The 21051-nt window shown below is 70.6% G+C and carries 16 protein-coding genes; 9 read left to right on the top strand and 7 right to left on the bottom strand.

Annotated features, from left to right (window positions below; genetic code table 11):
• Positions 1-42: 42 nt before the first annotated feature.
• The 3 genes from BP05_RS04620 to BP05_RS04610 all read right to left on the bottom strand — a co-directional run bounded on the left by BP05_RS04620 (position 43) and on the right by BP05_RS04610 (position 3749).
• The gene (locus BP05_RS04620) at positions 43-2208 is read right to left on the bottom strand and encodes a prolyl oligopeptidase family serine peptidase (RefSeq protein WP_496360952.1); all 2166 of its coding nucleotides are present in this window, start codon (positions 2206-2208) and stop codon (positions 43-45) included.
• 172 nt (positions 2209-2380) lie between these two features.
• A complete protein-coding gene (locus tag BP05_RS04615; RefSeq protein ID WP_496360950.1) occupies positions 2381-2692 on the bottom strand; it encodes a hypothetical protein in 312 nt (103 codons plus the stop codon).
• 88 nt (positions 2693-2780) lie between these two features.
• On the bottom strand, positions 2781-3749 hold the full coding sequence (locus tag BP05_RS04610) for a helix-turn-helix transcriptional regulator (protein WP_496360948.1): 969 nt from the start codon (positions 3747-3749) through the stop codon (positions 2781-2783).
• 207 nt (positions 3750-3956) lie between these two features.
• Here BP05_RS04610 and BP05_RS04605 point away from each other — a divergent pair, with 207 nt between their 5' ends.
• From BP05_RS04605 to BP05_RS04585, 5 genes are all read left to right on the top strand, one after another.
• Positions 3957-4628, top strand: coding sequence for a LolA family protein (locus BP05_RS04605; RefSeq protein WP_496360947.1), 672 nt, complete (start codon positions 3957-3959; stop codon positions 4626-4628).
• Between the two features lie 241 nt (positions 4629-4869).
• Positions 4870-7803, top strand: coding sequence for a molybdopterin oxidoreductase family protein (locus BP05_RS04600; RefSeq protein WP_496360945.1), 2934 nt, complete (start codon positions 4870-4872; stop codon positions 7801-7803).
• Positions 7800-8027 carry a hypothetical protein gene (locus BP05_RS04595; protein ID WP_496360944.1) on the top strand — a complete coding sequence of 76 codons (228 nt, stop codon included), beginning with the start codon at positions 7800-7802 and terminating at the stop codon, positions 8025-8027. The genes BP05_RS04600 and BP05_RS04595 overlap by 4 nt, the downstream gene beginning before the upstream one ends.
• Complete coding sequence (locus tag BP05_RS04590) at positions 8024-8887, top strand: 4Fe-4S dicluster domain-containing protein (RefSeq protein ID WP_496360942.1); 864 nt, start codon at positions 8024-8026, stop codon at positions 8885-8887. Before BP05_RS04595 ends, BP05_RS04590 begins: the two co-directional genes overlap by 4 nt.
• 21 nt (positions 8888-8908) lie before the next feature.
• Positions 8909-9865, top strand: coding sequence for a dimethyl sulfoxide reductase anchor subunit family protein (locus BP05_RS04585; protein ID WP_496360940.1), 957 nt, complete (start codon positions 8909-8911; stop codon positions 9863-9865).
• A gap of 80 nt (positions 9866-9945) precedes the next feature.
• Here BP05_RS04585 and hemC read toward each other — a convergent pair whose 3' ends face one another.
• The 4 genes from hemC to BP05_RS04565 all read right to left on the bottom strand — a co-directional run bounded on the left by hemC (position 9946) and on the right by BP05_RS04565 (position 13562).
• Positions 9946-10860, bottom strand: coding sequence for a hydroxymethylbilane synthase (gene hemC, locus BP05_RS04580; RefSeq protein ID WP_496360938.1), 915 nt, complete (start codon positions 10858-10860; stop codon positions 9946-9948).
• Positions 10861-10997: 137 nt separating this feature from the next.
• Entirely contained in the window at positions 10998-11732 is a 735-nt protein-coding gene (locus BP05_RS04575; protein ID WP_496360936.1) for a LytR/AlgR family response regulator transcription factor, read from the bottom strand.
• Positions 11729-12853 (bottom strand): sensor histidine kinase, encoded by a 1125-nt coding sequence (locus tag BP05_RS04570; protein WP_496360934.1) that lies wholly within the window; start codon positions 12851-12853, stop codon positions 11729-11731. Before BP05_RS04570 ends, BP05_RS04575 begins: the two co-directional genes overlap by 4 nt.
• 10 nt (positions 12854-12863) lie before the next feature.
• Positions 12864-13562, bottom strand: coding sequence for an alpha/beta hydrolase (locus BP05_RS04565; RefSeq protein WP_496360932.1), 699 nt, complete (start codon positions 13560-13562; stop codon positions 12864-12866).
• A gap of 215 nt (positions 13563-13777) precedes the next feature.
• On the opposite strand from BP05_RS04565, the gene BP05_RS04560 reads away from it, so the two are divergent.
• From BP05_RS04560 to BP05_RS04545, 4 genes are all read left to right on the top strand, one after another.
• Entirely contained in the window at positions 13778-18328 is a 4551-nt protein-coding gene (locus tag BP05_RS04560; protein ID WP_496360930.1) for an Lhr family helicase, read from the top strand.
• A gap of 124 nt (positions 18329-18452) precedes the next feature.
• Positions 18453-19607 (top strand): molybdate ABC transporter substrate-binding protein, encoded by a 1155-nt coding sequence (gene modA / locus BP05_RS04555; protein ID WP_496360928.1) that lies wholly within the window; start codon positions 18453-18455, stop codon positions 19605-19607.
• 1 nt (position 19608) lies between these two features.
• A complete protein-coding gene (gene modB, locus BP05_RS04550; protein WP_496360926.1) occupies positions 19609-20334 on the top strand; it encodes a molybdate ABC transporter permease subunit in 726 nt (241 codons plus the stop codon).
• Positions 20321-20992, top strand: a complete 672-nt coding sequence (locus BP05_RS04545) for an ATP-binding cassette domain-containing protein (RefSeq protein ID WP_496360924.1) — start codon at positions 20321-20323, stop codon at positions 20990-20992. Before modB ends, BP05_RS04545 begins: the two co-directional genes overlap by 14 nt.
• Positions 20993-21051: the final 59 nt, after the last annotated feature.

Here is a 21051-nt window from a genome sequence, read left to right as displayed (position 1 = left end):
CGTGTGGCCCGGGTACGCCGCGCTACCCGGGCCACGTGCTGCTTACTTCAGCTTTTCCCACAGGAACGTGTAGGCGAGCGCGCTCATGTGCGCGGCCTGCGCGTTGTTGGCCGAACCACCGTGGCCGCCTTCGATGTTCTCGTAGTAGGTCACGTCCTTGCCGGCCTCGAGCATCTTCGCCGCCATCTTGCGGGCGTGGCCCGGGTGCACGCGGTCGTCCTTGGTCGAGGTCATGAAGATCACCGGCGGATAGCTCCGCTTGGCGTCGAACAGGTGGTAGGGCGAGAAGCTGCGGATGAATTCCCAGTCGGCGGTATCGGGATCGCCGTACTCGGCCATCCACGACGCACCGGCGAGCAGGTGGCTGTAGCGCTTCATGTCGAGCAGCGGCACCTGCACGACGACCGCACCGAACAGGTCCGGATACTGGGTCAGCATGTTGCCGGTGAGCAGGCCGCCATTGCTGCCGCCCTGCACGCCCAGGTGCTTGGCCGAGGTGATCTTGTTCGCGATCAGGTCCCGCGCGACCGCGGCGAAGTCTTCATACGCCTTGTGCCGGTTCGCCTTCAGCGCCGCCTGGTGCCAGCGCGGGCCGTACTCGCCGCCGCCGCGGATGTTGGCGACGACGTACACGCCGCCCTTCTCCAGCCAGCCCTTGCCGACGCTGCCCGAATAGCCCGGGGTGAGCGAGATCTCGAAGCCGCCGTAGCCGTACAGCAGCGTCGGCGCGGAGCCGTCGAGCTTGAGGTTCTTCGGCTTGACCAGGAAGTACGGGACCTTGGTGCCGTCCTTGCTCGTCGCGAAGTGCTGTTCGACCACGTTCCTGCTGGCGTCGAAGAACACCGGGTTGGTCTTGAGCACTTCCGGCGCGCGGCCGGCCTCCACCAGGGCGAGCGTGGTCGGGGTGAGGTAGTCGGTGGCGGTCATCCACACCGCGTCGGAGCTGTCGGCATCGACCGCGCCTACGCTGACCGTGCCGATGGTCGGCGCGCCGGCGAAGGCCTCGCGCTTCCACTCGCCGGTGCCGGTCGCGGCCGAAGACGGCGTCAGCACACTGATGCGGTTCTTGACGTCCTCCAGCACGTTGATGAGCAGGCGGCTCCGGGTCCAGGCGTAGCTCGACAGCGAGGTGCGTTCGGTGGGCGCGAACAGCGTGGTGAATTCGCGTTTGCCGGCCATGAAGTCGTCGAACTTCGCCGCGATCAGGCTGCCGGACGGATAGGTCTTGCCGCCGGCCGTGTACGCGTCGCGCAGTTCCAGCAGCAGCCACTCCTTGTGCACCGACTTGTTGGCGGAATTGGGCGCGTCGACCTTGACGAGCTTGCCGTCGCCGCCGCGCAGGAACAGCTCGTCGTTGTAGAACGCGAGCGTGCGGCTGACGAAGTCACGCTCGAAGCCCGGCGTGTCGTCGTGGAAGGCGGCGATGTACATGTCGTCGGCGTGGCCTTCGTACACGGTCTTCGCGGCGGCCAGCGGCGTGCCCCGCCGCCATTCCTTGACGATGCGCGGATAGCCCGACGGGGTCATCGAAGACATGCCCTTCGCGTCCGGGCCGAAGTCGGTGTACACGTACACGCGATCCTGGTCGATCCAGCCCAGCCCGCCCTTGGCTTCCGGACGGTAGAAGCCGTCCTTGACCCAGGCCTTGCTGGCGAGGTCGAACTCGCGGGTGACGTCGGCGTCGGAGCCGCCGCGCGACAGCGCGATCAGGCAGCGCTCGTACTTCGGCTTCAGGCACTGCGCGCCATGCCACACCCACTTCTCGTTCTCGGTGGCGTTGAGCGCGTCGAGGTCGAGCACGGTTTCCCATTGCGGCTCGGCCTTGCGGTATTCGTCCAGCGTGGTCCGGCGCCACAGGCCGCGCTGGTGCTGCGCGTCCTTCCAGAAGTTGTAGTAGTACGCGCCGATCTTCTCCACGCCGGGGATCTTGGCGTTGGAGTCGAGGATGGCGCGGATGTCGCCCTCGAGCTGCTTGAACTGCGGCGTCGCCGCCAGCGCCGTTTCGGTCCGGGCGTTCTGCGCGCGCACCCAGTCCAGCGGCTGGCTGCCTTCGACCTCTTCAAGCCAGGCGAACGGATCGGAAGGGGCTTTCATCTTGGGAGCGTCCTCGGCGTGGGCGGCGCCCAGGGTCGCGGCGAGGCCGGCGGACAGGAGCACGCACAGCGTCGCGCTTTTGGCGGCCTTGCGGGCCTTCGGCAGTTGCAGCATGGGCATCGGGCACTGGTGGAAAGGCCCGCACGCTAGCACAGGGTCCTGGGCCGGGCGGCGTGCCCGAGGTCATGCCGCGCCGCGATTCACCCGAACGCGCAAGATGCCCCAGTGCGCCGCAGTGCGCAGGGAGAAACGGCGTGCGGCCCCGGGCGCCGGCAGCCCGCCCTGCTCACGCCGCACGCGCCAGGGGGCGACGGCTGACTGCGCCTTGGCGGCGCCGCGCCTGCGGGATGGAGCGACGGCGGCGATGTTCGCAGGCGCCAGTCGGCGGCGCCCGCCGCGGCAGCGGGAATCCGCGCAGGGCCCATAGCGCCACCGCCGGCATGGCCAGCAGCCACAGCGGCAACCAGCCGAGCGCCTCGCTGAAGCCACGCGCGCCCGGAAACAGCACGACCAGGGTGCCGCCGATGGCGAGGGCATAGCGCAGCGCGCCCTCGAGGCGCGGCTGGAAGTCGGGGGCGGCAGGGTCGGCATGGCGCATGGCACGGGCTCCGTTGGGTCGGGAGCCAGACTGGCGCGGGCGCATCTCAGGGGCTGCGACGCTGGCGCCGCCCTCCTTGCGCGCCGGCTCAGCGCTCGTAGTTGCTGAGCGCCAGCGCCAGCAGCGAGCGCGCCTGCTCGCGCAACGAGGCGGGCTCGACGATCTCCGCGTCGCTGCCGTAATGCATCACGTCCATCAGCAGTTCGCGGCCGGCGCTGTAGGGCAGTTTGAGCTCGTAGCGGCCGTCGGGCAGGTAGCGGCCCTGCTGCTGCGAATGCCAGTGCTCGTCGGCGACCCAGCGCGCCGCCTTGGCGCTGAACAGGATCGTCGCCCAGCCCTTGGGCGTGCCGGAGAAGATCCCGTAGCTCGAGGCGAGGTGGCGGTCGAGTTCCTCGTCCGGCACGTCGCGCGCGACGTCCTCCGACACCTTGGCCGCGCTGATGCGGTCGACGGAGAAGCTGCGCAACGCGTCGCGATCGTGGTCCCAGGCATCGAGGTACCAGTTGTCGCGGTAGTGCGTCAGCCGTTGCGGGGAGACGATGCGGCGGGTGCGTTCGTCGGTCGAGCGTGCGCGGTATTCGAAACTGAGCTGCCTGCGATCCAGCACCGCGGTGGCAACCATGCGGAAGGCGGTCTCGTCGAGCTTGCGGGTCCGGTGCGGGACCACGCGCACGCGCTCGACCGGCAGGCGGCGCCCGCCCGCGTGTTCGTCCAGCAGCTTCTCGATGCGCTGCTGCAGCGGCGCCAGTGCATTCGAGAGCACGCCGCCACCGCTGCGCACCAGCAGCTGCTGGGCGGCGAGCAGGGCGTGCAGTTCTTCCGAACTCAACCACAGGCCCGGCAACTCGAAACGTTGCGCGTCCTTGTGGTCGTACTGGAAGCCGGCTTCGCCGTTGCCGACCACCGGCGCCATCAGGTAGTCGCGCAGGTAGGCGAGGTCGCGGTAGACGGTCGCACGCGAACACTCCAGGTCTTCCTGCAGGCGTTGCACGGTTACCGGATAGCGCGCGGCGCTGAGGATGCGGTGCAAGGCGTGGATGCGTTCGATGCGTTCCATGAGCGGAGGCCGGGAGAGCGTGCGGGAGAGGGCAGCGGGAGCCGCGCGCGGCTGCCCTGTGCGTGCAAGTATGGCAAAACATGGAGACCGCCCGCTTCGCACCCGCAGCTGGCCGGATCGGACGTACCGATGGCGTTCTCCATGGCAGTGCATCGGCTGGTGAGCTGCACGCATTCCGCACCTCCCCCCGCGTTGACCGGAGCCGTCATGAGCACCCTGCGTCCACCTGCCCTCTTGCTGCTTGCCTCGGTCGTGGTGGCCGTGCTCGGCGCGTGCCAGCGCGATGCGGCGCCCCCCGCCAGCGCGGCTCGTACCGCGACGAGCGCACCGGCGGCGCTCGTCGCCGCCACCGCGGAAGCCGTCAACCCACTCAGTGCCAAGGACGAGATCGGCGAGGCGATGGACCGCTTCCTCGCGGTGAAGAGCTACCACGCCACGATGGATGCCTCGACCGGCAAGGGCGCGATGACCATCGAGATGGATTTCGTCGCCCCCGACCGCTACCGCATGCAGACGCCGATGGGCACGCAATACGTGATCGGCGACACGATGTACATGACGGCGCAGGGCCGGACCATGAAGGTGCCGCTGCCCAAGGGGCGGATCACCGGCTACCGCGACCCCGCCAGCTTCCAGGAGAACAAGGCGTCGATGACGGTCGAAGCGCTGGGCAGCGACAGCGTCGATGGCCAGGCCGCGAAGAAGTACCTGCTGCACAGCACCCAACCCAGGCCCGGGGAATCGATGCTGTGGGTGGATGGCGCCGGTTACCCGCTGAAGATCGAAGTGACGGGCGACGCCGGCGGTACCGCGACCCGCACCACCATCCGCTATTCGCGCTTCAACGATCCCGCCATCCGCGTCGAGCCGCCGCAGTAAGCATCGACGCGGCGGCTTGGGGGGCTCGAGCCCGCCGCTGGAACTCACCGGCGCGGGGCGACCCCGGCTGCAGCTGATCACGCCGGCACGGCACGGCGGGCTGGAGCCCGCCCTACAATGCGCGCATGCGCACGCCCGCCGCTCCTGACGAATCCGCGATCATCGAAGGTTGCATGCCCATGCGCTGCCAATGGCATCGCGGATGCGGCCCGAGGGTCCGCGCTTCGTGGCGAACCACGCCATGAAGCAGCCGGACATCAACCTCTCCCCCTCGCCGGGCGACGGGTTCAAGACCACCACCTGCTACATGTGCGCCTGCCGCTGCGGCATCAAGGTTTGGCTGCAGGACGGCAAGGTCCGCTACATCCAGGGCAACCCCGAGCATCCGGTCAACAAGGGCGTGCTGTGCGCCAAGGGCTCGGCCGGGATCATGCAGCACTACTCGCCCGCGCGGCTGGACAAGCCGCTGCTGCGCGTGGGCGAACGCGGCAAGGCCGAGTTCCGCGAGATCGAGTGGGACGAAGCGCTGGAGATCGCGACCTCGTGGCTGGCGCCGATCCGCGAACGCAATCCCGACGAGCTCGCCTTCTTCACCGGCCGCGACCAGTCGCAGGCGCTGACCGGCTGGTGGGCGCAGCAGTTCGGCACCATCAACTACGCCGCGCACGGCGGCTTCTGCTCGGTGAACATGGCCGCGGGCGGCCTGTACACGCTGGGCGGGTCGTTCTGGGAATTCGGCGAGCCCGACTGGGAGCACGCGAAGTACCTGATGATGTGGGGCGTGGCCGAAGACCACGACTCCAATCCGATCAAGCTCGGCCTGGGCAAGCTCAAGGCGCACGGCGCCAAGATCGTCGCGGTCAATCCGGTGCGCACCGGCTACGGCGCGATCGCCGACGAATGGATCGGCATCCGTCCCGGCACCGACGGCCTGTTCGCCTTTGCGCTGATCCACGAGCTGCTCAAGGCCGACCGCATCGACCTCGATTACCTGGTGCGCTACACCAACGCGCACTGGCTGGTGGTGCGCAACCCGGGCGGCGCCGACGACGGCCTGTTCGTGCGCGACGCCGACGGCAAGCCGCAATGCTTCGACAAGCGCAGCAACGCGGCGGCCGATGCGGATTCCATCGACGTGTCGCCGGCGGTCGTCGGCGAAGTGACGCTGGCCGACGGCCGCCGAGCCGTGCCGGTGTTCCACCTGGTGGTCGAGCGCTATCTCGATCCGTCGTTCTCGCCCGACGCGGTGAGCGAACGCTGCGGCGTGCCCGCCGACACCATCCGCCGCATCGCCCGCGAACTGGCGGAAGCCGCATTCGACCACGAGATCCGCCTGCCCGTGCGCTGGACCGACGCCCACGGGCGCGTGCACGAAGAGATGATCGGCCGCCCGGTCGCGATGCACGCGATGCGCGGCATCAGCGCGCACAGCAACGGCTTCCACACCTGTCGCGCGCTGCACCTGCTGCAGCTGCTGCTGGGCGCGGTGGATACGCCGGGCTCGTTCCGCTACCAGCCGCCGTTCCCGAAACCGATCGCCCCGCCGAACCGGCCCGGCAAGGCACGCCAGGCCAATGGCGTGCTCGATGCGGCGCCGCTCGGCTTCGTGCACGCGCCGGAAGACCTGGTGGTCGACGCGGACGGCAATCCGCGCCGCATCGACCACGCCTATTCGTGGGCGTACCCGCTGTCCGCGCACGGGATGATGCACGGGGTGATCCGCAACGCGTGGGCGGGCGATCCCTACCGGATCGACACGCTGATGATGTTCATGGCGAACATGAGCTGGAACTCGTCGATGAACACCCGCGAGACCATCGCGATGCTCACCGACCAGGACGAAAGCGGCGAATACCGGATCCCGCGCATCATCTATGCCGACGCCTACGCCAGCGAGATGGTCGCCTACGCCGACCTGGTGCTGCCGGACACCACCTACCTCGAGCGCTTCGACGCGATCTCGCTGCTGGACCGGCCGATCTCCGATGCCGACGCGGCGATCGATGCGATCCGCCATCCGGTGCTGGACGCGGCCACGCAGCAGGAAGGCCGCGACGTGCGCGGCTTCCAGAGTGTGCTGATCGACCTGGGCGCGCGCCTGGGCCTGCCCGGCCTGTGCAACGAGGACGGCTCGCCGAAGTACCGCGATTACGCCGACTACATCCAGCGCCACGAGCGCGCGCCGGGCGTCGGCCTGCTCGCCGGCTGGCGCGGCGAGGACGGCGCGCTGGAAGCCAAGGGCGCACCGAATCCGCAGCAGCTGCAGCGCTACATCGCCAACGGCGGCTTCTGGCGCAGCGAGATTCCGGAGGACGCGCGCTACTACAAGATGGCCAACCGCGGCTACCTGGAGTGGGCGCAGCGCATGGGCTTCCTTGCCGGCACCGCGCCGATCACGCTGCAGCTGTATTCGGAGACGCTGCAGAAGTTCCGCCTGGCCGCGCTGGGCTTCGGCGATCGGCAACCGCCGGCGCAGCATCGCGAGCGCGTGGCGACCTATTTCGATCCGTTGCCGATCTGGTACGAGCCCTTCGAGGGCGAGCAGATCGCGGACGTGGACGCGCAATTCCCGCTCAGCGCGATCACCCAGCGGCCGATGTTCATGTACCACGCCTGGGGTTCGCAGAACGCGTGGCTGCGCCAGATCACCACGCGCAACTACCTGTACCTGCATCCGGACACCGGGGTGAAGTACGGACTCGCCGACGAGGACTGGATCACCGTGGCCTCGCACCACGGCACCATCACCGTGCAGGCGAAGTTCGCCGCCAACGTGCAGCCCGACACGGTGTGGACCTGGAATGCGATCGGCAAGCGCCGTGGCGCCTGGCGCCTGGGCAAGGACGCGCCGGAAGGCGAGAAGGGCTTCCTGCTCAACCACCTGATCAGCGACATCACCCCGCGCGGCGACTACTTCAACGCCGATCCGGTGACCGGCCAGGCGGCGTGGTTCGACCTGCGCGTGCGCATCGCCAAGGCCGGACATCCCACGCAACAGAGCGCGCCGCAGTTCGCCGCGCTGGCCATGGGCGAGGCCGACAACCGTCCGCTGCGCTACGGCGCCGACTTCCGCGCGGCACGCGCGGAAGCAGAACAAGCGCGTGACCGCGCGGCGCGCGCGGAGGCAGAACAACCGCATGACCGCGCCGCGCGCCAACACGAGGACAAGGCATGAATCCACGCAAGCTCGCCGGCTATTTCTGCGTCGTCCTCGGCTTCGCCCTGGTGCTGCTGCTCGGGTATGGCGTGATCGATCCGATCGGCGGCCTGCCCGCCAACGCCACGTCGATGCGCGACGTGCTGATCGGCCTGATGCCGAGCGTGTTGCTCGCGCTGGGCGCCTTCGTCATCGGCCTGTGGTTGCTGAAGGGATCCCGCAACGGGGGCGCGAAGAAGTGACCGCGCTGCCGCCGCCCTCGACGAAGAAACTCGGCCTGGTGATCGACCTCGACACCTGCGTGGGCTGCCACGCCTGCGCGGTCGGCTGCAAGCAATGGAATTCGGGCGGCTTCGCCGCGCCTCTCACCGACGAACAGCCGTACGGCAAGGATCCCAGCGGCGTGTGGTTCAACCGCGTGCACAGCTACGAAATCGCCGCGACCGACTTCAGCACGCCCGCGCACGATCCCGGTGAGCACGACGCACTGAATCTCGCGCAAAGCACGTCCGCCACGGCGTGCAGCTCGAATGCTCCGTTGGCGCAGCAGCTCGTCGCGCAACCGGCGATGACCCTGCACTTCCCGCGTTCGTGCCTGCACTGCGAGACGCCGGCCTGCGTCACCGTGTGCCCGACCGGCGCCAGCTACAAGCGCGCCGAGGATGGCATCGTCCTGGTCGACGAGGACAAGTGCATCGGCTGCAAGCTGTGCTCGTGGGCCTGTCCGTACGGCGCGCGCGAGTACTCGCCGGTCGAAGGCGTGATGAAGAAATGCACGTTGTGCATCGACCGCATCTACAACGAGAACCTGCCCGAAGCCGAACGCGAACCGGCCTGCGTGCAGGTCTGCCCCACCCGCGCGCGTCACTTCGGCGATCTGGGCGATCCCGAGTCGAAGGTGTCGAAGCTCGTCGCCGAACGCGGCGGCGTCGCGCTGATGCCGGAACTGGGTTATGCCCCGGTCAACCGCTACCTGCCGCCACGCCCGCGCCGGGCCGGCCAGGACGACGCGAGGTCGACGCGCGAGCCGCCCGCCGAGGCGCTCGATGCCGCGTCGTTGCCGCCGGTGCTGCGCTGGCTCGACCGCGTGCTCTCGCGCTGACCAGGACGAGAACGACCCGACATGCATCCCGCCCTCTCCGTCATCTTCTTCACCACCTTGTCCGGCGCCGGCTACGGACTGCTGGCCTGGAGCGCGCTCGCCGCCCTCTTCCGCTGGTCAGGCGCGAAGCCGCTGCTCGCCTGCGTGCTGCTCGCGCTGGTGCTGGTCACGATCGGGCTGTCCAGTTCGATGGCGCACCTGGGCAAGCCGCAGCGGGCGTGGCGCGCGTTCTCGCAATGGCGCACCTCGTGGCTGTCGCGCGAAGGCGTGATGGCGGTGGCGACGTACCTGCCGGCGCTCGCATTCGCGGTCTTGCTCGCGGTGGTCGTGTTCGCCTCGCACGGCGACGACCGCATCCCCGCCGTGTTCGTGCCCGTGCTCGCGGTGATCGCGCCACTGCTCGTGGCAGGCGCGCTGGCCACGGTGGTGTGCACGGCGATGATCTATGCCTCGCTGCCGCCGATTCCGGCCTGGCGCCATCGCGCGGTGGTTCCGGTCTACCTGCTGTTCGCCCTGCTTACCGGCGGCCTGCTGTGGGCGGCGATCGCCAGCGCCCTGGGTTCGGTCGGCAATGGCGTCGCCCTGCTCGGGATGCCGGTGGCGATCGTGCTGGCGCTGCTGAAGTCGCACTACTGGCACGACATCGACAGCACGCCGCTGACGATGACGCGCGCCGATGCGGTCGGCCTGCCCGGCCGCCAAGTGGGCGTGTTCGAACGCCCGCATACCGAAGCCAACTACCTGACCCGTGACATGGGCTTCGTGGTCGCGCGCAGGCATTCGCGCCGGCTGCGGCGGATCGCGATCGCGCTGTTCGCGGTGCTGCCGGTGCTGCTGCTGGTGCCGGTGTGGCTGTTCGTGCACATCGACGCGCTGCCGTGGCTGCTGGTGGCCGCGGCGTGCGCGCTGGCCGGGGCTTTCGTCGAGCGCTGGCTGTTCTTCGCCGAGGCGCGGCACATGGTCACGCTGTACTACTGAGGCGCGGGGCGCAGCGCCGCTTCCGCCGGCATCCGTTGTGTTGCGTGCGTTCCGCCGGCGGTGCTGCGGCGGCCGGCGGATCAGCCCAGGTCGAGCAACGCGTCCGCGCCCTGTTCGCGCAGCAGGCCGGCGACTTCCAGGCCCAGGCATTCGGGCGCGTCGCCGCGGCCGAGCGCCTGCGCGCGCACTGCGCGTCCATCGCCGGCCGAGCCGACCAGGCCCTGCAGGTGCAGGTGCTCGCCGTCCAGGCTGGCGAACGCCGCGACCGGCACGTGGCAGCTGCCGTGCAGCGCGCGGTTCATCGCCCGCTCGGCCTCCACGCAGGTGCGGGTGGCGGCATCGTCGAGCGTGGCGCACACGGCGCGCGTGGCCGCGTCGTCGTCGCGGCATTCGATCGCGATCGCGCCCTGCGCGGGCGCCGGCAACCACTGCGGCGCATCCATGCGGGAACGGATGCGCGCCTCGAACCCCAGGCGCTGCAGCCCCGCGCACGCGAGCACGATGGCGTCATAGTCGCCGGCGTCGAGCTTGGCCAGGCGCGTGTTGACGTTGCCGCGCAAATCGCGCAGCTGCAGGTCCGGGCGCAGCGCGCGCAGCTGCGCCTGGCGGCGCAGCGACGAGGTGCCGACCACCGCGCCCTGCGGCAATGCGGCGATGTCGTCGTAGTGGTTGCTGACGAATGCGTCGGCGTGGTCCGCGCGCCGCAGGATCGCCGGCAGGGCGAAGCCCGGTTCCAGTTCCATCGGCACGTCCTTGAGCGAGTGCACCGCGCAGTCGGCTTCGCCGCGCAGCATCGCCAGCTCGAGCTCCTTCAGGAACAGGCCCTTGCCGCCGATCGCCGCCAGCGAGCGGTCCAGGACCTCGTCGCCGCGCGTGCTCATCGGCACCAGCACCACCTCGAGGTTCGGATGCGCGGCGCGCAGGGCGGCGGCGACGTGTTCGCTCTGCCACAGGGCGAGCGGGCTCTTGCGGGTGGCGATGCGCAGGACGGTCATGCGGGCATTATCGCCGGCTTGGCCGTTGCGCCCAAAAAACCGCGGGGACGGGGCCGGGTTGCGCGACCAGCGCGGGTTGGCCGGCCTTAGCGGCGTGCGACGCCGCCGGCCCCGCCCGGGCGCGGCGCAGCGCGCGCTTACAGGTGCTTCAGGGTATCGCGCAGGCCCGCCACGCAGCGGCGGCTCACTTCCAGCGGCTGCTTGCCATGGCGCAGCAGCGCCTGCACGTGGCCGTCGGGGCTGCGCTTGAGCTCGACGATCTCGTGGCGCGCCACCAGGCAGTTGCGGTGGATGCGGACGAAGCGTTCGCCGAACTCCTCTTCCAGCGACTTCAGCGATTCCTCGATCAGGTCCTCGCCGCGCGCGTGGTGGACGATGACGTACTTCTCCTCCGCATGGAGGTAATGCACGTCCTCGAGCGGGATCAGGCGCAGGCTGCCACGCAGGCGCGCGCACAGGTGCGTGCGCCGTTGCGCCGGCGCGGCCGGCGAGCCGGTCGACTGGCCGCGGCCGGCCGCGAAGGTGCGGACGCGGTCGATGGCGGCGGCGAGCCGTTCGGGGCGCACGGGCTTGACCAGGTAGTCGATGGCCTCGGCCTCGAACGCCGACAGCGCGTGGGCGTCGTAGGCGGTGCAGAACACCACGGCCGGGCGCGGTTCGAACGCCGCGAGGTGGCGCGCGGCCTCGAGCCCGTCGATGCCCGGCATCGCGATGTCGAGCAGCACCAGGTCGGGATGGTGGGTGGCGCACGCATGCAGGGCCTCGTGGCCGTCGGCGGCATCGGCGACGATCTCCACGCCCTTGATGTCCGCGAGCAGGCCGCGCAGTCGCTCGCGTGCCAGCGGCTCGTCGTCGGCGATCACTACCTTCATGCGGTCCTCTTGCTTCCCGTGCCGTTGCTGGCGGGCCCGGGACTGGCGGTGGTGACCGGCAGCCTCAGGTCGACCTGATAGTAGCCCTCGTTCCATGCGGCGGCCATCCGGGCGCGCGGCCCGTACGCGTAGCGCAGGCGCTGGGCGATGCTGAACTGTGCGTGGCGGTTGCCGCTGCGCGCCGCGTCGTTGCTGGCGTCCAGGGTCGGCAGGATGTCGCCCTCGCGGGGCGTCGGCGCCGGATTGCGGATGCAGATCGCGAGCTCGTCGCCGACCTGGGCCAGCTCGACCTCGATCTCGCCGCCGCCGGGCAGGCGCGAGATGCCGTGCAGCACCGCGTTCTCGAGCAGCGGCTGCAGCACCAGGCGCGGCATCGGCATCCGCCAGGGCAAGGGCTCACCCTTGCGCCAGGCCACGCGCAGGCGGTTGCCAAGGCGCAACTGCTCGATCGCGAAATAGCGCTCGCACAGTTCCACTTCCTCGCGCAGGGTGGAGTCGGACTCGCCGGCGCCGAGCGCGGCGCGGAACAGGTCGGACAGGTCGAGCACGGCGCGCTCGGCCACGACCGGATCACTGCGCACCAGCCCGGCGATGGTGTTCATGCTGTTGAAGAGAAAGTGCGGCTTGATCCGCGCCTGCAACGCATCGGCCTCGGCGCGCGCGCTGGCGCGCACCTGCGCCGCCCAGCCATCGTTGACGTAGAGGTAGCGCAGCACGATCGCGACGATCAGCGCGGTCGTCGCCGCCGAGCCCCACAGGAACCGCGGCATCGACACGTCGTTCGGCACCAGCCCGTAGCCGAGGCTGTCGTCGATCACGTAGGCCATGGATGCGCCCAGGGCCGCCACCGCGCCGCTGCCGAACAGCGCCACCGCGGTGCCGACCGGCTGCGACAGCTTCGACACCCAGCTCCGCGACACACACAGCAACACCGACGCGGTGAGCGCCAGCCACTGCGAAAAGGCGCTGGCGGTGACGAAGCGTTCGAGGTCCCAATGCGCGCCACCCGGGGCCAGCGCGAGCACCACCACGACCAGCTCGGCCATGCCGAGCATCACCGCGAGACGCGGCAGCCGGCACAGGTCGGGCAGCCAGGGTTCGCGCGGTTCGCGGGGGGCCATGGGCAGTGGCTCAGGCGGCCGCGCCCGCGGCGGCGAAGCGACCGGTCATCCAGTCGCCCAGATCGCGGATCTCCTCCGCGCACACCTGGTGCGCCATCGGATAGGCATGCCAGTCGACGGTGAAACCGAGCCCGCGCAGGGCGCGCGCGCTGAGGTCGCCGCCGGCGTAGGGCACCACCGGATCGAACTGCCCGTGCGCCATGAACACCGGCTGCGCCGGCGCCGCGACCGTGGCCTCCTGCACCAGGCGCTCGGCCATCGGCAGGTAGGTCGACAGCGCGATCACCCCGGCCAGCGGTTGCGTGCGGCGCATCGCCGTCGCCAGCGCGATCGCGCCGCCCTGCGAGAAGCCGGCCAGCAGCACGCGTTGCGCCGGGATGCCGCGCGCAGCCTCGCGCGCGAGCAGGGCTTCGGTCTGCGCGACCGATTCATCCACGCCGGCCTCGTCGGCGCGGTTGGCGAGGTTCATGTCGCGGATGTCGTACCAGGCGCGCATGCGCACGCCGTTGTTGATCGTCACCGCGCGCACCGGCGCATGCGGGAAGACGAACCGCAGCGCGGGCCAGCCCGGCCGCACCAGCTCGGGCACGATCGGGGCGAAGTCGTGGCCGTCCGCACCCAGGCCGTGCAGCCACAGCACGCTCCATTGCGGCGACGGGCCGGTCTCGTGTTCGACGGTGTCGAGGGAAGCGGTTGCTGACTCGTTCATGCGGGCATTGTGGCTGTTGGGTCTGTGCTCTGCCAGCGCGGTCGCTCCCACAATCGACGCGGGATCCGGCCTGGCGCGGCCTCGCCGTCGCAGATCCTGAGACGGGTCGCACGCACCATCGCGCGATGCAGGATCAGATCCGCCTGGACTTCAGCGACGAAACCCGCGCCCGCACCGTTCAGGACCCGCCGGCGCCGCGGCGGGATAATGGCGCGGTGTCGCACTCCCCCGCCCCCCTGGAAGGCTTCCATCCCGCGGTTGCCGGCTGGTTCCAACGCGCCTTCCCCGGCCCGACCGAAGCGCAGACGCTTGCGTGGCCGGCGATCCGCTCCGGTCGCAACACGCTGGTGGCGGCGCCGACCGGCTCGGGCAAGACGCTCACCGCCTTTCTCTCCGCGATCGACGCCCTGGTGCGCGAAGGCCTGGCGCAGGGGCTGCCGGATGAAACCCACGTCGTCTACGTCTCGCCGCTCAAGGCGCTGTCCAACGACATCCACCTCAACCTCGAAGCCCCGCTGGCCGGTATTCGCGAGGAACTCGCGCGCCTGGGCCTGCCCGACGTCGAGATCCGCACCGCGGTGCGCACCGGCGACACCCCGCAGAGCGAGCGTGCGCAACTGCGCAAGAAGCCGCCGCACATCCTGGTCACCACGCCCGAATCGCTGTACGTGCTGCTCGGCTCGGATTCCGGGCGCGCGATGCTGGCGACGGCGCGCACGGTGATCGTCGACGAAATCCACGCCGTCGCCGCGAGCAAGCGCGGCAGCCACCTCGCGCTGTCGCTGGAGCGGCTGGAAGCGCTGTGCGCCGGGCAGGACGCCCAAGTGCCGCGGAGGGCAGGATGCCCGGGAGCGGCCAGCCGGGGCCTCACGCGCGTGGGCCTGTCGGCGACGCAGAAGCCGATCGATGAGGTCGCGCGCTTCCTGGTCGGCGGCTCGCACGTCGCCGCGGACGGCACGACCGACTGCGAGATCGTCGACATCGGCTACGCCAAGCAGCGCGACCTCGCCCTGGAAGTGCCGCCGACGCCGCTGCAGGCGGTGATGTCGAACGACCAGTGGGAGCAGGTCTACGCGCGCATCGCCGAACTGGTCGCACAGCATTCGACCACGCTGGTCTTCGTCAACACCCGGCGCATGGCCGAGCGTGCCGCGCGCCATCTCGGCGAGCGCCTGGGCAAGGAACACGTCGCCGCGCACCACGGCAGCCTGGCGAAGGAGCTGCGCCTCGACGCCGAGCAACGCTTGAAGAACGGCCAGCTCAAGGTGCTGGTCGCCACCGCGTCGCTGGAACTGGGCATCGACATCGGCGACGTCGACCTGGTCTGCCAGCTCGGTTCGCCGCGCGCGATCGCCGCGTTCCTGCAGCGCGTGGGCCGCTCCGGCCACCACGTCGGCGGCGTGCCCAAGGGCCGGCTGTTCCCGTCCTCGCGCGACGACCTCGCCGAATGCGCGGCGCTGCTCGACTGCGTGCGCCGCGGCGAACTCGATGCGCTGGTGATGCCACCCGCGCCACTCGACGTGCTCGCGCAGCAGATCGTCGCCGAAGTCGCCGCGCGCGAATGGGCAGAGGACGCGCTGTACGACTGGTTCCGCCGCGCCTGGCCGTATGCGCGGCTCGAGCGCGCGGACTTCGACGCGGTGGTGAAGATGCTCTCCGACGGCTTCACCACCCGCCGCGGCACGCGCGCCGGCTACCTGCATCGCGACGCCGTGCACAAGCGCCTGCGCGGGCGCGCCGGCGGACGCATGACCGCGGTGATGTCGGGCGGCACGATTCCCGATACCGGCGACTACAGCGTCATCCTCGAGCCGCAGTCGCAGAACATCGGCACGATCAACGAAGACTTCGCCATCGAGAGCATCGCCGGCGACATCTTCCAGCTCGGCAATGCCAGCTACCGCATCCTGCGCGTCGAACCCGGGCGCGTGCGCGTCGAGGACGCGCAGGGGATGCCGCCTAGCATTCCGTTCTGGCTGGGCGAGGCGCCCGGGCGCAGCGACGAGCTGTCGCACGGGGTGTCGCGGCTGCGCGCGGAAGTGGCCTCGCGCCTCGACTTCGCCAGCGCCAGCAACGAGACCGCGCAGGTCGCCGACGTGCCCAGCAACGAAGGCGCGACCGCCAGGGCCGCGCGCTGGCTGGTCGACGAGGTCGGGCTGACGCCGCCCGCGGCCGTGCAGCTCGCCGATTACCTCGGCCGCCAGCACGCCGCCTACGGACTGCTGCCGACGCAGGAGACGATCGCGCTGGAGCGCTTCTTCGACGAGTCCGGCGGCACCCAGCTGATCATCCATTCGCCCTTTGGCAGCCGCCTCAACCGCGCCTGGGGCCTGGCGCTGCGCAAGCGCTTCTGCCGCAAGTTCAACTTCGAACTGCAGGCGGCCGCGACCGAGGATGCGATCGTGCTGTCGCTCTCGACCAGCCACAGCTTCCCGCTGATCGAAGTCGCCAGGTACCTGCATTCGTCCTCCGCCGAGGACATCCTGGTCCAGGCGCTGCTCGACGCGCCGCTGTTCGGCGTGCGCTGGCGCTGGAACGCGACCACCGCGCTCGCCCTGCCGCGCTTCGTCGGCGGCAAGAAGGTGCCGCCGCAACTGCAGCGGATGAATTCGGAGGATTTGCTGGCGACGGTGTTCCCCGACCAGGTCGCGTGCCAGGAGAACATCGTCGGCGAACGCGAGGTACCCGACCATCCGCTGGTCGCGCAGACCCTCGACGACTGCCTGCACGAGGCCATGGACACCGAAGGCTGGCTGGCGCTGCTGCGCCGGATGGAAAGCGGCGAGGTGCAGGTGGTCGCGCGCGACCTCACCGCGCCCTCGCCGTTCGCCGCCGAGGCCTTGAACGCGCGCCCGTACGCCTTCCTCGACGACGCGCCGCTGGAGGAGCGCCGCACCCAGGCGGTGATGGCGCGCCGTTACGCCGACGCCGACAGTGCCGACGACCTCGGCCGCCTCGACCCCGCCGCGATCGAGGACGTCCGCGAACAGGCCTGGCCGCAGGTGCGCAACGCCGACGAAATGCACGACGCGCTGATGGGCCTGGGCTGCGTCGGCGACGACGAGGCGCAGGCGCACGGCTGGAGCGGTTGGTTACAGCAACTGGCACTGGATCATCGCGCCACGTGCGTGACCCCTGCAGGCACGGGTGGACCCGCGAAGCTCTGGTTCGCCGCCGAACGCCTGCCGCAAGCGGACGCCGTGCATCCCGGCGCCACCCGCGCGCCGGCGATCGAAGCGCCGGCGGAATTCGTACAGCAGCCGTGGACCCGCGAGGACGCGCTGGTCGAATTGCTGCGTTCGCGCCTCACCGGCCTCGGCCCGACCCCGGCGGCGACGCTCGCGGCATCGCTCGCCCTGCCGCCAGCGGAAGTCGACGTCGCCCTGCTCGCGCTGGAGAACGAAGGCTATGTGATGCGCGGGCGCTTCACGCCGCACGCGATCGAGGAGGAATGGTGCGAGCGCCACCTGCTCGCGCGCATCCACCGCTACACCATCGGCAAGCTGCGGCGCGAGATCGAGCCGGTCGAACCGCGCGACTTCATGCGTTTCCTGTTCGACTGGCAGCGCGTGTCGAAGTCGGCGCGGGTCAGCGGTCCGGAAGCGCTCGCGGGCGTGCTGGCGCAACTGGAAGGCTTCGAGGCGCCCGCCGCGGCCTGGGAGGGCGAATTGTTGCCGGCGCGCGTCAGCGATTATTCGATCTCGTGGCTGGACGACCTGTGCACCGCCGGCCGCATCGCCTGGACGCGCCTGCGCGGCGCGACCTCCGACGCCGCCGGCAACGGCCGCACCGCACCGGTGCGCGCGACCCCGGTGGTGCTGCTGCCGCGCCGCCACCTCGCGCACTGGACCCCGCTCACCGCGAACTCGCTCGACGACGGTCCCACGCTGTCCTCGCGCGCGCAACGCGTCGCCGATTACCTGCGCGACCACGGCGCCTCGTTCTTCGACGAACTGGTGAGCGGCGCGCACCTGCTGCACACCGAACTGGAGGACGCGCTGGCCGAACTGGTCGCGCGCGGCCGCGTCACCTGCGACAGCTACGCCGGCCTGCGCGCGCTGCTGGTGCCGCAGTCCAAGCGGCCCAGCGCCTTTGACGGCCGCGGCCGCCGTGGCCGCCGCACCGCACTGCTGGGCATCGAGGACGCCGGCCGCTGGACGCTGACCCGTCGCGCACCGCGTGCCGAGGGCGATGACGCCAGACTGGAAGCGGACAGCATCGAACACATCGCCCGCACCCTGCTGCGTCGCTACGGCGTGGTCAGCTGGCGCCTGCTCGAACGCGAAGCGCCGTGGCTGCCGCCGTGGCGCGAGCTGCTGCGCGTGTACCACCGGCTCGAGGCCCGCGGCGAGATCCGCGGCGGCCGCTTCATCGCCGGATTGTCGGGCGAGCAGTTCGCCCTGCCCGAAGCGATCGCCGCGCTGCGCCAGGTGCGCAAGCGCACGCCCGATGGCGACTGGCTGGCGCTGTCGGCGCTGGATCCGCTCAACCTGGTCGGCACCGTCGTGGCCGGCGCCAAGGTGCCGCGCCAGCTTGGCGCGCGCGTGCTGTGGCGCGACGGCCTGCCGGTGGCGACGCTGGTCGCCGGCGAGGGCAGCTGGCTGGCCGAACTGCCTGCCGCCGAGCAGCGCACCGCGCACAAGGTGCTGATGCGCGAGCCGGAGCTGTACGCGGCCGGCGGCCTCGACCTGACCGCGGACATCCGCGCGTGGATCGACGAGCGCGCCGCGACGCTGGCGGCGCCCCCGGGCCGCCCAAAGGCGTAACGCCCCGCCGCACGGCGTGGGCTCGCGCCGCGATCGGGCGGCTCCGGTCCACGCCCGCACGCCATCCCGGTTCGAGACGATTCCACCACCCGCGCGCAAGTGGCAGGCACTCGCGCCTGAGTGGATGTCACTCACGCGCCAGTGGATTTCACTCACACATGAGTGGATATCACTCACGAACGAGTGGATTTTGCTCAAGCGCGAGTGGATTTCGCTCGATCACCAGTGGCTTTCACTCACGCGCCACTGGTATCCACTGACGAACGAGTGGATTTCACTCACCCGCGAGTGGATTTCATTGAAGCACGCGTGCATTTCACTCACGCGCCAGTGGCAGGCACTCACGCCTGAGTGGATTTCACTCGCGCGCGTCCGGAAATCACTCGCACGCCGGCAGGCCGTGTCCACCGGCGGGGCGCGCCGATCCGCGGCGCGATGGCCCCGATCCGGGCCCTGCGTCAGAATCCCGGCACCGCCCCCACGGCCCCGCCCCATGCGCCTGCTCCGGTCCCTGCTGGCCTGCCTCCTCGTCGCCGGTGCCCCGGCGCAGGTCGCGCCCGCACGCGCCGCCGGCCCCGACGGCGAAGCCCCGGTCCGCGTGTTCGCCGCCGCCAGCCTGACCGACGCGCTCAACGACGCGGCCGCGCAGTGGCGCCGCGCCGGCCATCCGCAACCCAGCCTGGCCTTCGGTGCGTCATCGACGCTGGCCAAACAGGTCGAAGCGGGTGCGCCGGCGGACATCTTCGTATCCGCCGACCTGAAGTGGATGGATTACCTGGCCCAGCGCGGCCGCATCGACGCCGCGTCGCGGGTGGACCTGCTCGGCAACACCCTGGTGCTGATCGCGCCGAGGCAGAAGCCGTTCCAGGCGCGGCTGCAGTCCGGCTTCCCCATCGCCAAGGCATTCAAGGGAAAGCTGTGCACCGGCGAACCCGGTGTCGTGCCGGCCGGCATCTACGCCAGGCAAGCACTGGAAAAACTCGGCTGGTGGCCGTCGCTGCAGGGGCGCATCGTCGGCACCGACGACGTGCGAACCGCACTGGCGTTCGTGGAGCGCGGCGAATGCGGTGCCGGCATCGTGTACGCGACCGATGCGCGCATCAGCGGCGCGGTCGTCACCGTCGCGGCATTCCCGCCGCGGACGCACGCGCCGATCGTGTACCCCTTCGCGCTGACGAAGAATGCACGGCCCGAAGCAGCCGCCTTCCTGCGCTATCTGCAAACGCCGCAGGCGGCGGCGATCTTCCGTCGCCACGGCTTCACCGTGCGGAAGGAATGACATGACCGCGTGGCTGTCGGCGGAGGAATCGCAGGCACTGTGGCTTTCGGCCAAGGTCGCGCTGTGCGCCACCGCCGTCTGCCTGCCGCCCGCGATCGCGCTGGCGTGGTGGCTGGAGCGCCGCCGCTTCCCGGGACGCTTCCTGGTCGATGCGCTGGTGCAGTTGCCGATGGTGCTGCCGCCGGTGGTGCCGGGTTACCTGCTGCTGTTGCTGCTGGGCACGCAGGGCCCGCTCGGGCGCTGGCTCGACAACAGCTTCGGCATCGTCATCGCCTTTACCTGGAAAGGCGCCGCGCTCGCCTCGGCGGTGATGGCGTTCCCCTTGATGGTGCAGCCGATCCGCCTCGCCTTCCGCCTGATCGATTCGCGCCTGGAGCATGCCGCCGCGACGCTCGGCGCGCGGCCGTGGCGCGTGTTCGCCACCATCACCCTGCCGCTGGCCGCGCCCGGCCTAATCGCCGGTTGCGTGCTGTGCTTCTCGCGCAGCCTCGGCGAGTTCGGCGCGACCATGGCCTTCGTCGGCAACATCCCCGGCGAGACCCGCACGCTGCCGCTGGCGATCTACTCGCTGACCCACGTGCCGGGCGGCGAAGCCGGCGCGCTGCGGCTCGCGCTGCTGTCGATCGCGCTCGCGATCGCGGCGCTGCTGGTGAGCCACTGGATCACCGCGCGCACCGAACGCCGCCTCGGCTTCGCCGATCACCGGAGCGCGCATGCTGAACTTTGAGTTCGCCTACGCCCGCGGCTCCTTCCAGCTCGAGGCGAACGCGCGCCTCGAAGGCGGCGTGACCGGCATCTGCGGCCCGTCCGGCTCGGGCAAGAGCACGCTGCTGCTGCTGATCGCCGGCCTGCTCAAGCCGCAGTCGGGCACGTTGCGGATGGGCGACGACGTGCTGGTCGATCGCGCGCGGCGCGTGTTCGTGCCGGCGTGGCAGCGCCACTTCGGCCTGGTGTTCCAGGACGGCCAGCTGTTTCCGCACCTGAGCGTGCGCGACAACCTGCTCTACGGGCATGCGCGCCTGCCTGCGGAACGTCGCCTGTTCACCCTGGACACGGTGCTGCAGCTGCTGGAGATCGGCCATCTGCTCGACCGCCGCCCGGCCCTGCTCTCCGGCGGCGAGCGCCAGCGCGTCGCGCTCGGCCGCGCCCTGCTGTATTCGCCGCGCCTGCTGCTGCTCGACGAGCCGCTGTCGTCGCTGGACGAGCGCCTGAAGCAGCAGATCCTGCCGTTCCTCAAGCGGGTGAAGGACGAGACGCGCATCCCGATGCTGTACGTCACCCACGCCCGCGCCGAAGTCGATTTCCTCGCCGACCGCGTGCTGCTGATGGATCGTGGCCGGCTAGGCGGCGAGGACCGCGTCGCCGCCGTGGCACTTGAGCGCTGAAGCACGCGGCATTCACCCGAAACCGGCTGATCCTGGCCGCAGGATTGCGGGATAATCGG

Source organism: Lysobacter oryzae DSM 21044 (assembly GCF_059568595.1).
The sequence above is the reverse complement of the archived record's forward strand: the minus strand, read 5'-3'. Positions and strand labels throughout refer to the sequence as shown.

Excerpts from the sequence above, each read along its gene's own strand:
- BP05_RS04620 (WP_496360952.1), bottom strand. The coding sequence starts at position 2,208 with ATGCTGCAACTGCCGAAGGCCCGCAAGGCCGCCAAAAGCGCGACGCTG.
- BP05_RS04615 (WP_496360950.1), bottom strand. The coding sequence starts at position 2,692 with ATGCGCCATGCCGACCCTGCCGCCCCCGACTTCCAGCCGCGCCTCGAG.
- BP05_RS04610 (WP_496360948.1), bottom strand. The coding sequence starts at position 3,749 with ATGGAACGCATCGAACGCATCCACGCCTTGCACCGCATCCTCAGCGCC.
- BP05_RS04605 (WP_496360947.1), top strand. The coding sequence starts at position 3,957 with ATGAGCACCCTGCGTCCACCTGCCCTCTTGCTGCTTGCCTCGGTCGTG.
- BP05_RS04600 (WP_496360945.1), top strand. The coding sequence starts at position 4,870 with ATGAAGCAGCCGGACATCAACCTCTCCCCCTCGCCGGGCGACGGGTTC.
- BP05_RS04595 (WP_496360944.1), top strand. The coding sequence starts at position 7,800 with ATGAATCCACGCAAGCTCGCCGGCTATTTCTGCGTCGTCCTCGGCTTC.
- BP05_RS04585 (WP_496360940.1), top strand. The coding sequence starts at position 8,909 with ATGCATCCCGCCCTCTCCGTCATCTTCTTCACCACCTTGTCCGGCGCC.
- hemC (WP_496360938.1), bottom strand. The coding sequence starts at position 10,860 with ATGACCGTCCTGCGCATCGCCACCCGCAAGAGCCCGCTCGCCCTGTGG.
- BP05_RS04575 (WP_496360936.1), bottom strand. The coding sequence starts at position 11,732 with ATGAAGGTAGTGATCGCCGACGACGAGCCGCTGGCACGCGAGCGACTG.
- BP05_RS04570 (WP_496360934.1), bottom strand. The coding sequence starts at position 12,853 with ATGGCCCCCCGCGAACCGCGCGAACCCTGGCTGCCCGACCTGTGCCGG.
- BP05_RS04565 (WP_496360932.1), bottom strand. The coding sequence starts at position 13,562 with ATGAACGAGTCAGCAACCGCTTCCCTCGACACCGTCGAACACGAGACC.
- modA (WP_496360928.1), top strand. The coding sequence starts at position 18,453 with ATGTCACTCACGCGCCAGTGGATTTCACTCACACATGAGTGGATATCA.
- modB (WP_496360926.1), top strand. The coding sequence starts at position 19,609 with ATGACCGCGTGGCTGTCGGCGGAGGAATCGCAGGCACTGTGGCTTTCG.
- BP05_RS04545 (WP_496360924.1), top strand. The coding sequence starts at position 20,321 with ATGCTGAACTTTGAGTTCGCCTACGCCCGCGGCTCCTTCCAGCTCGAG.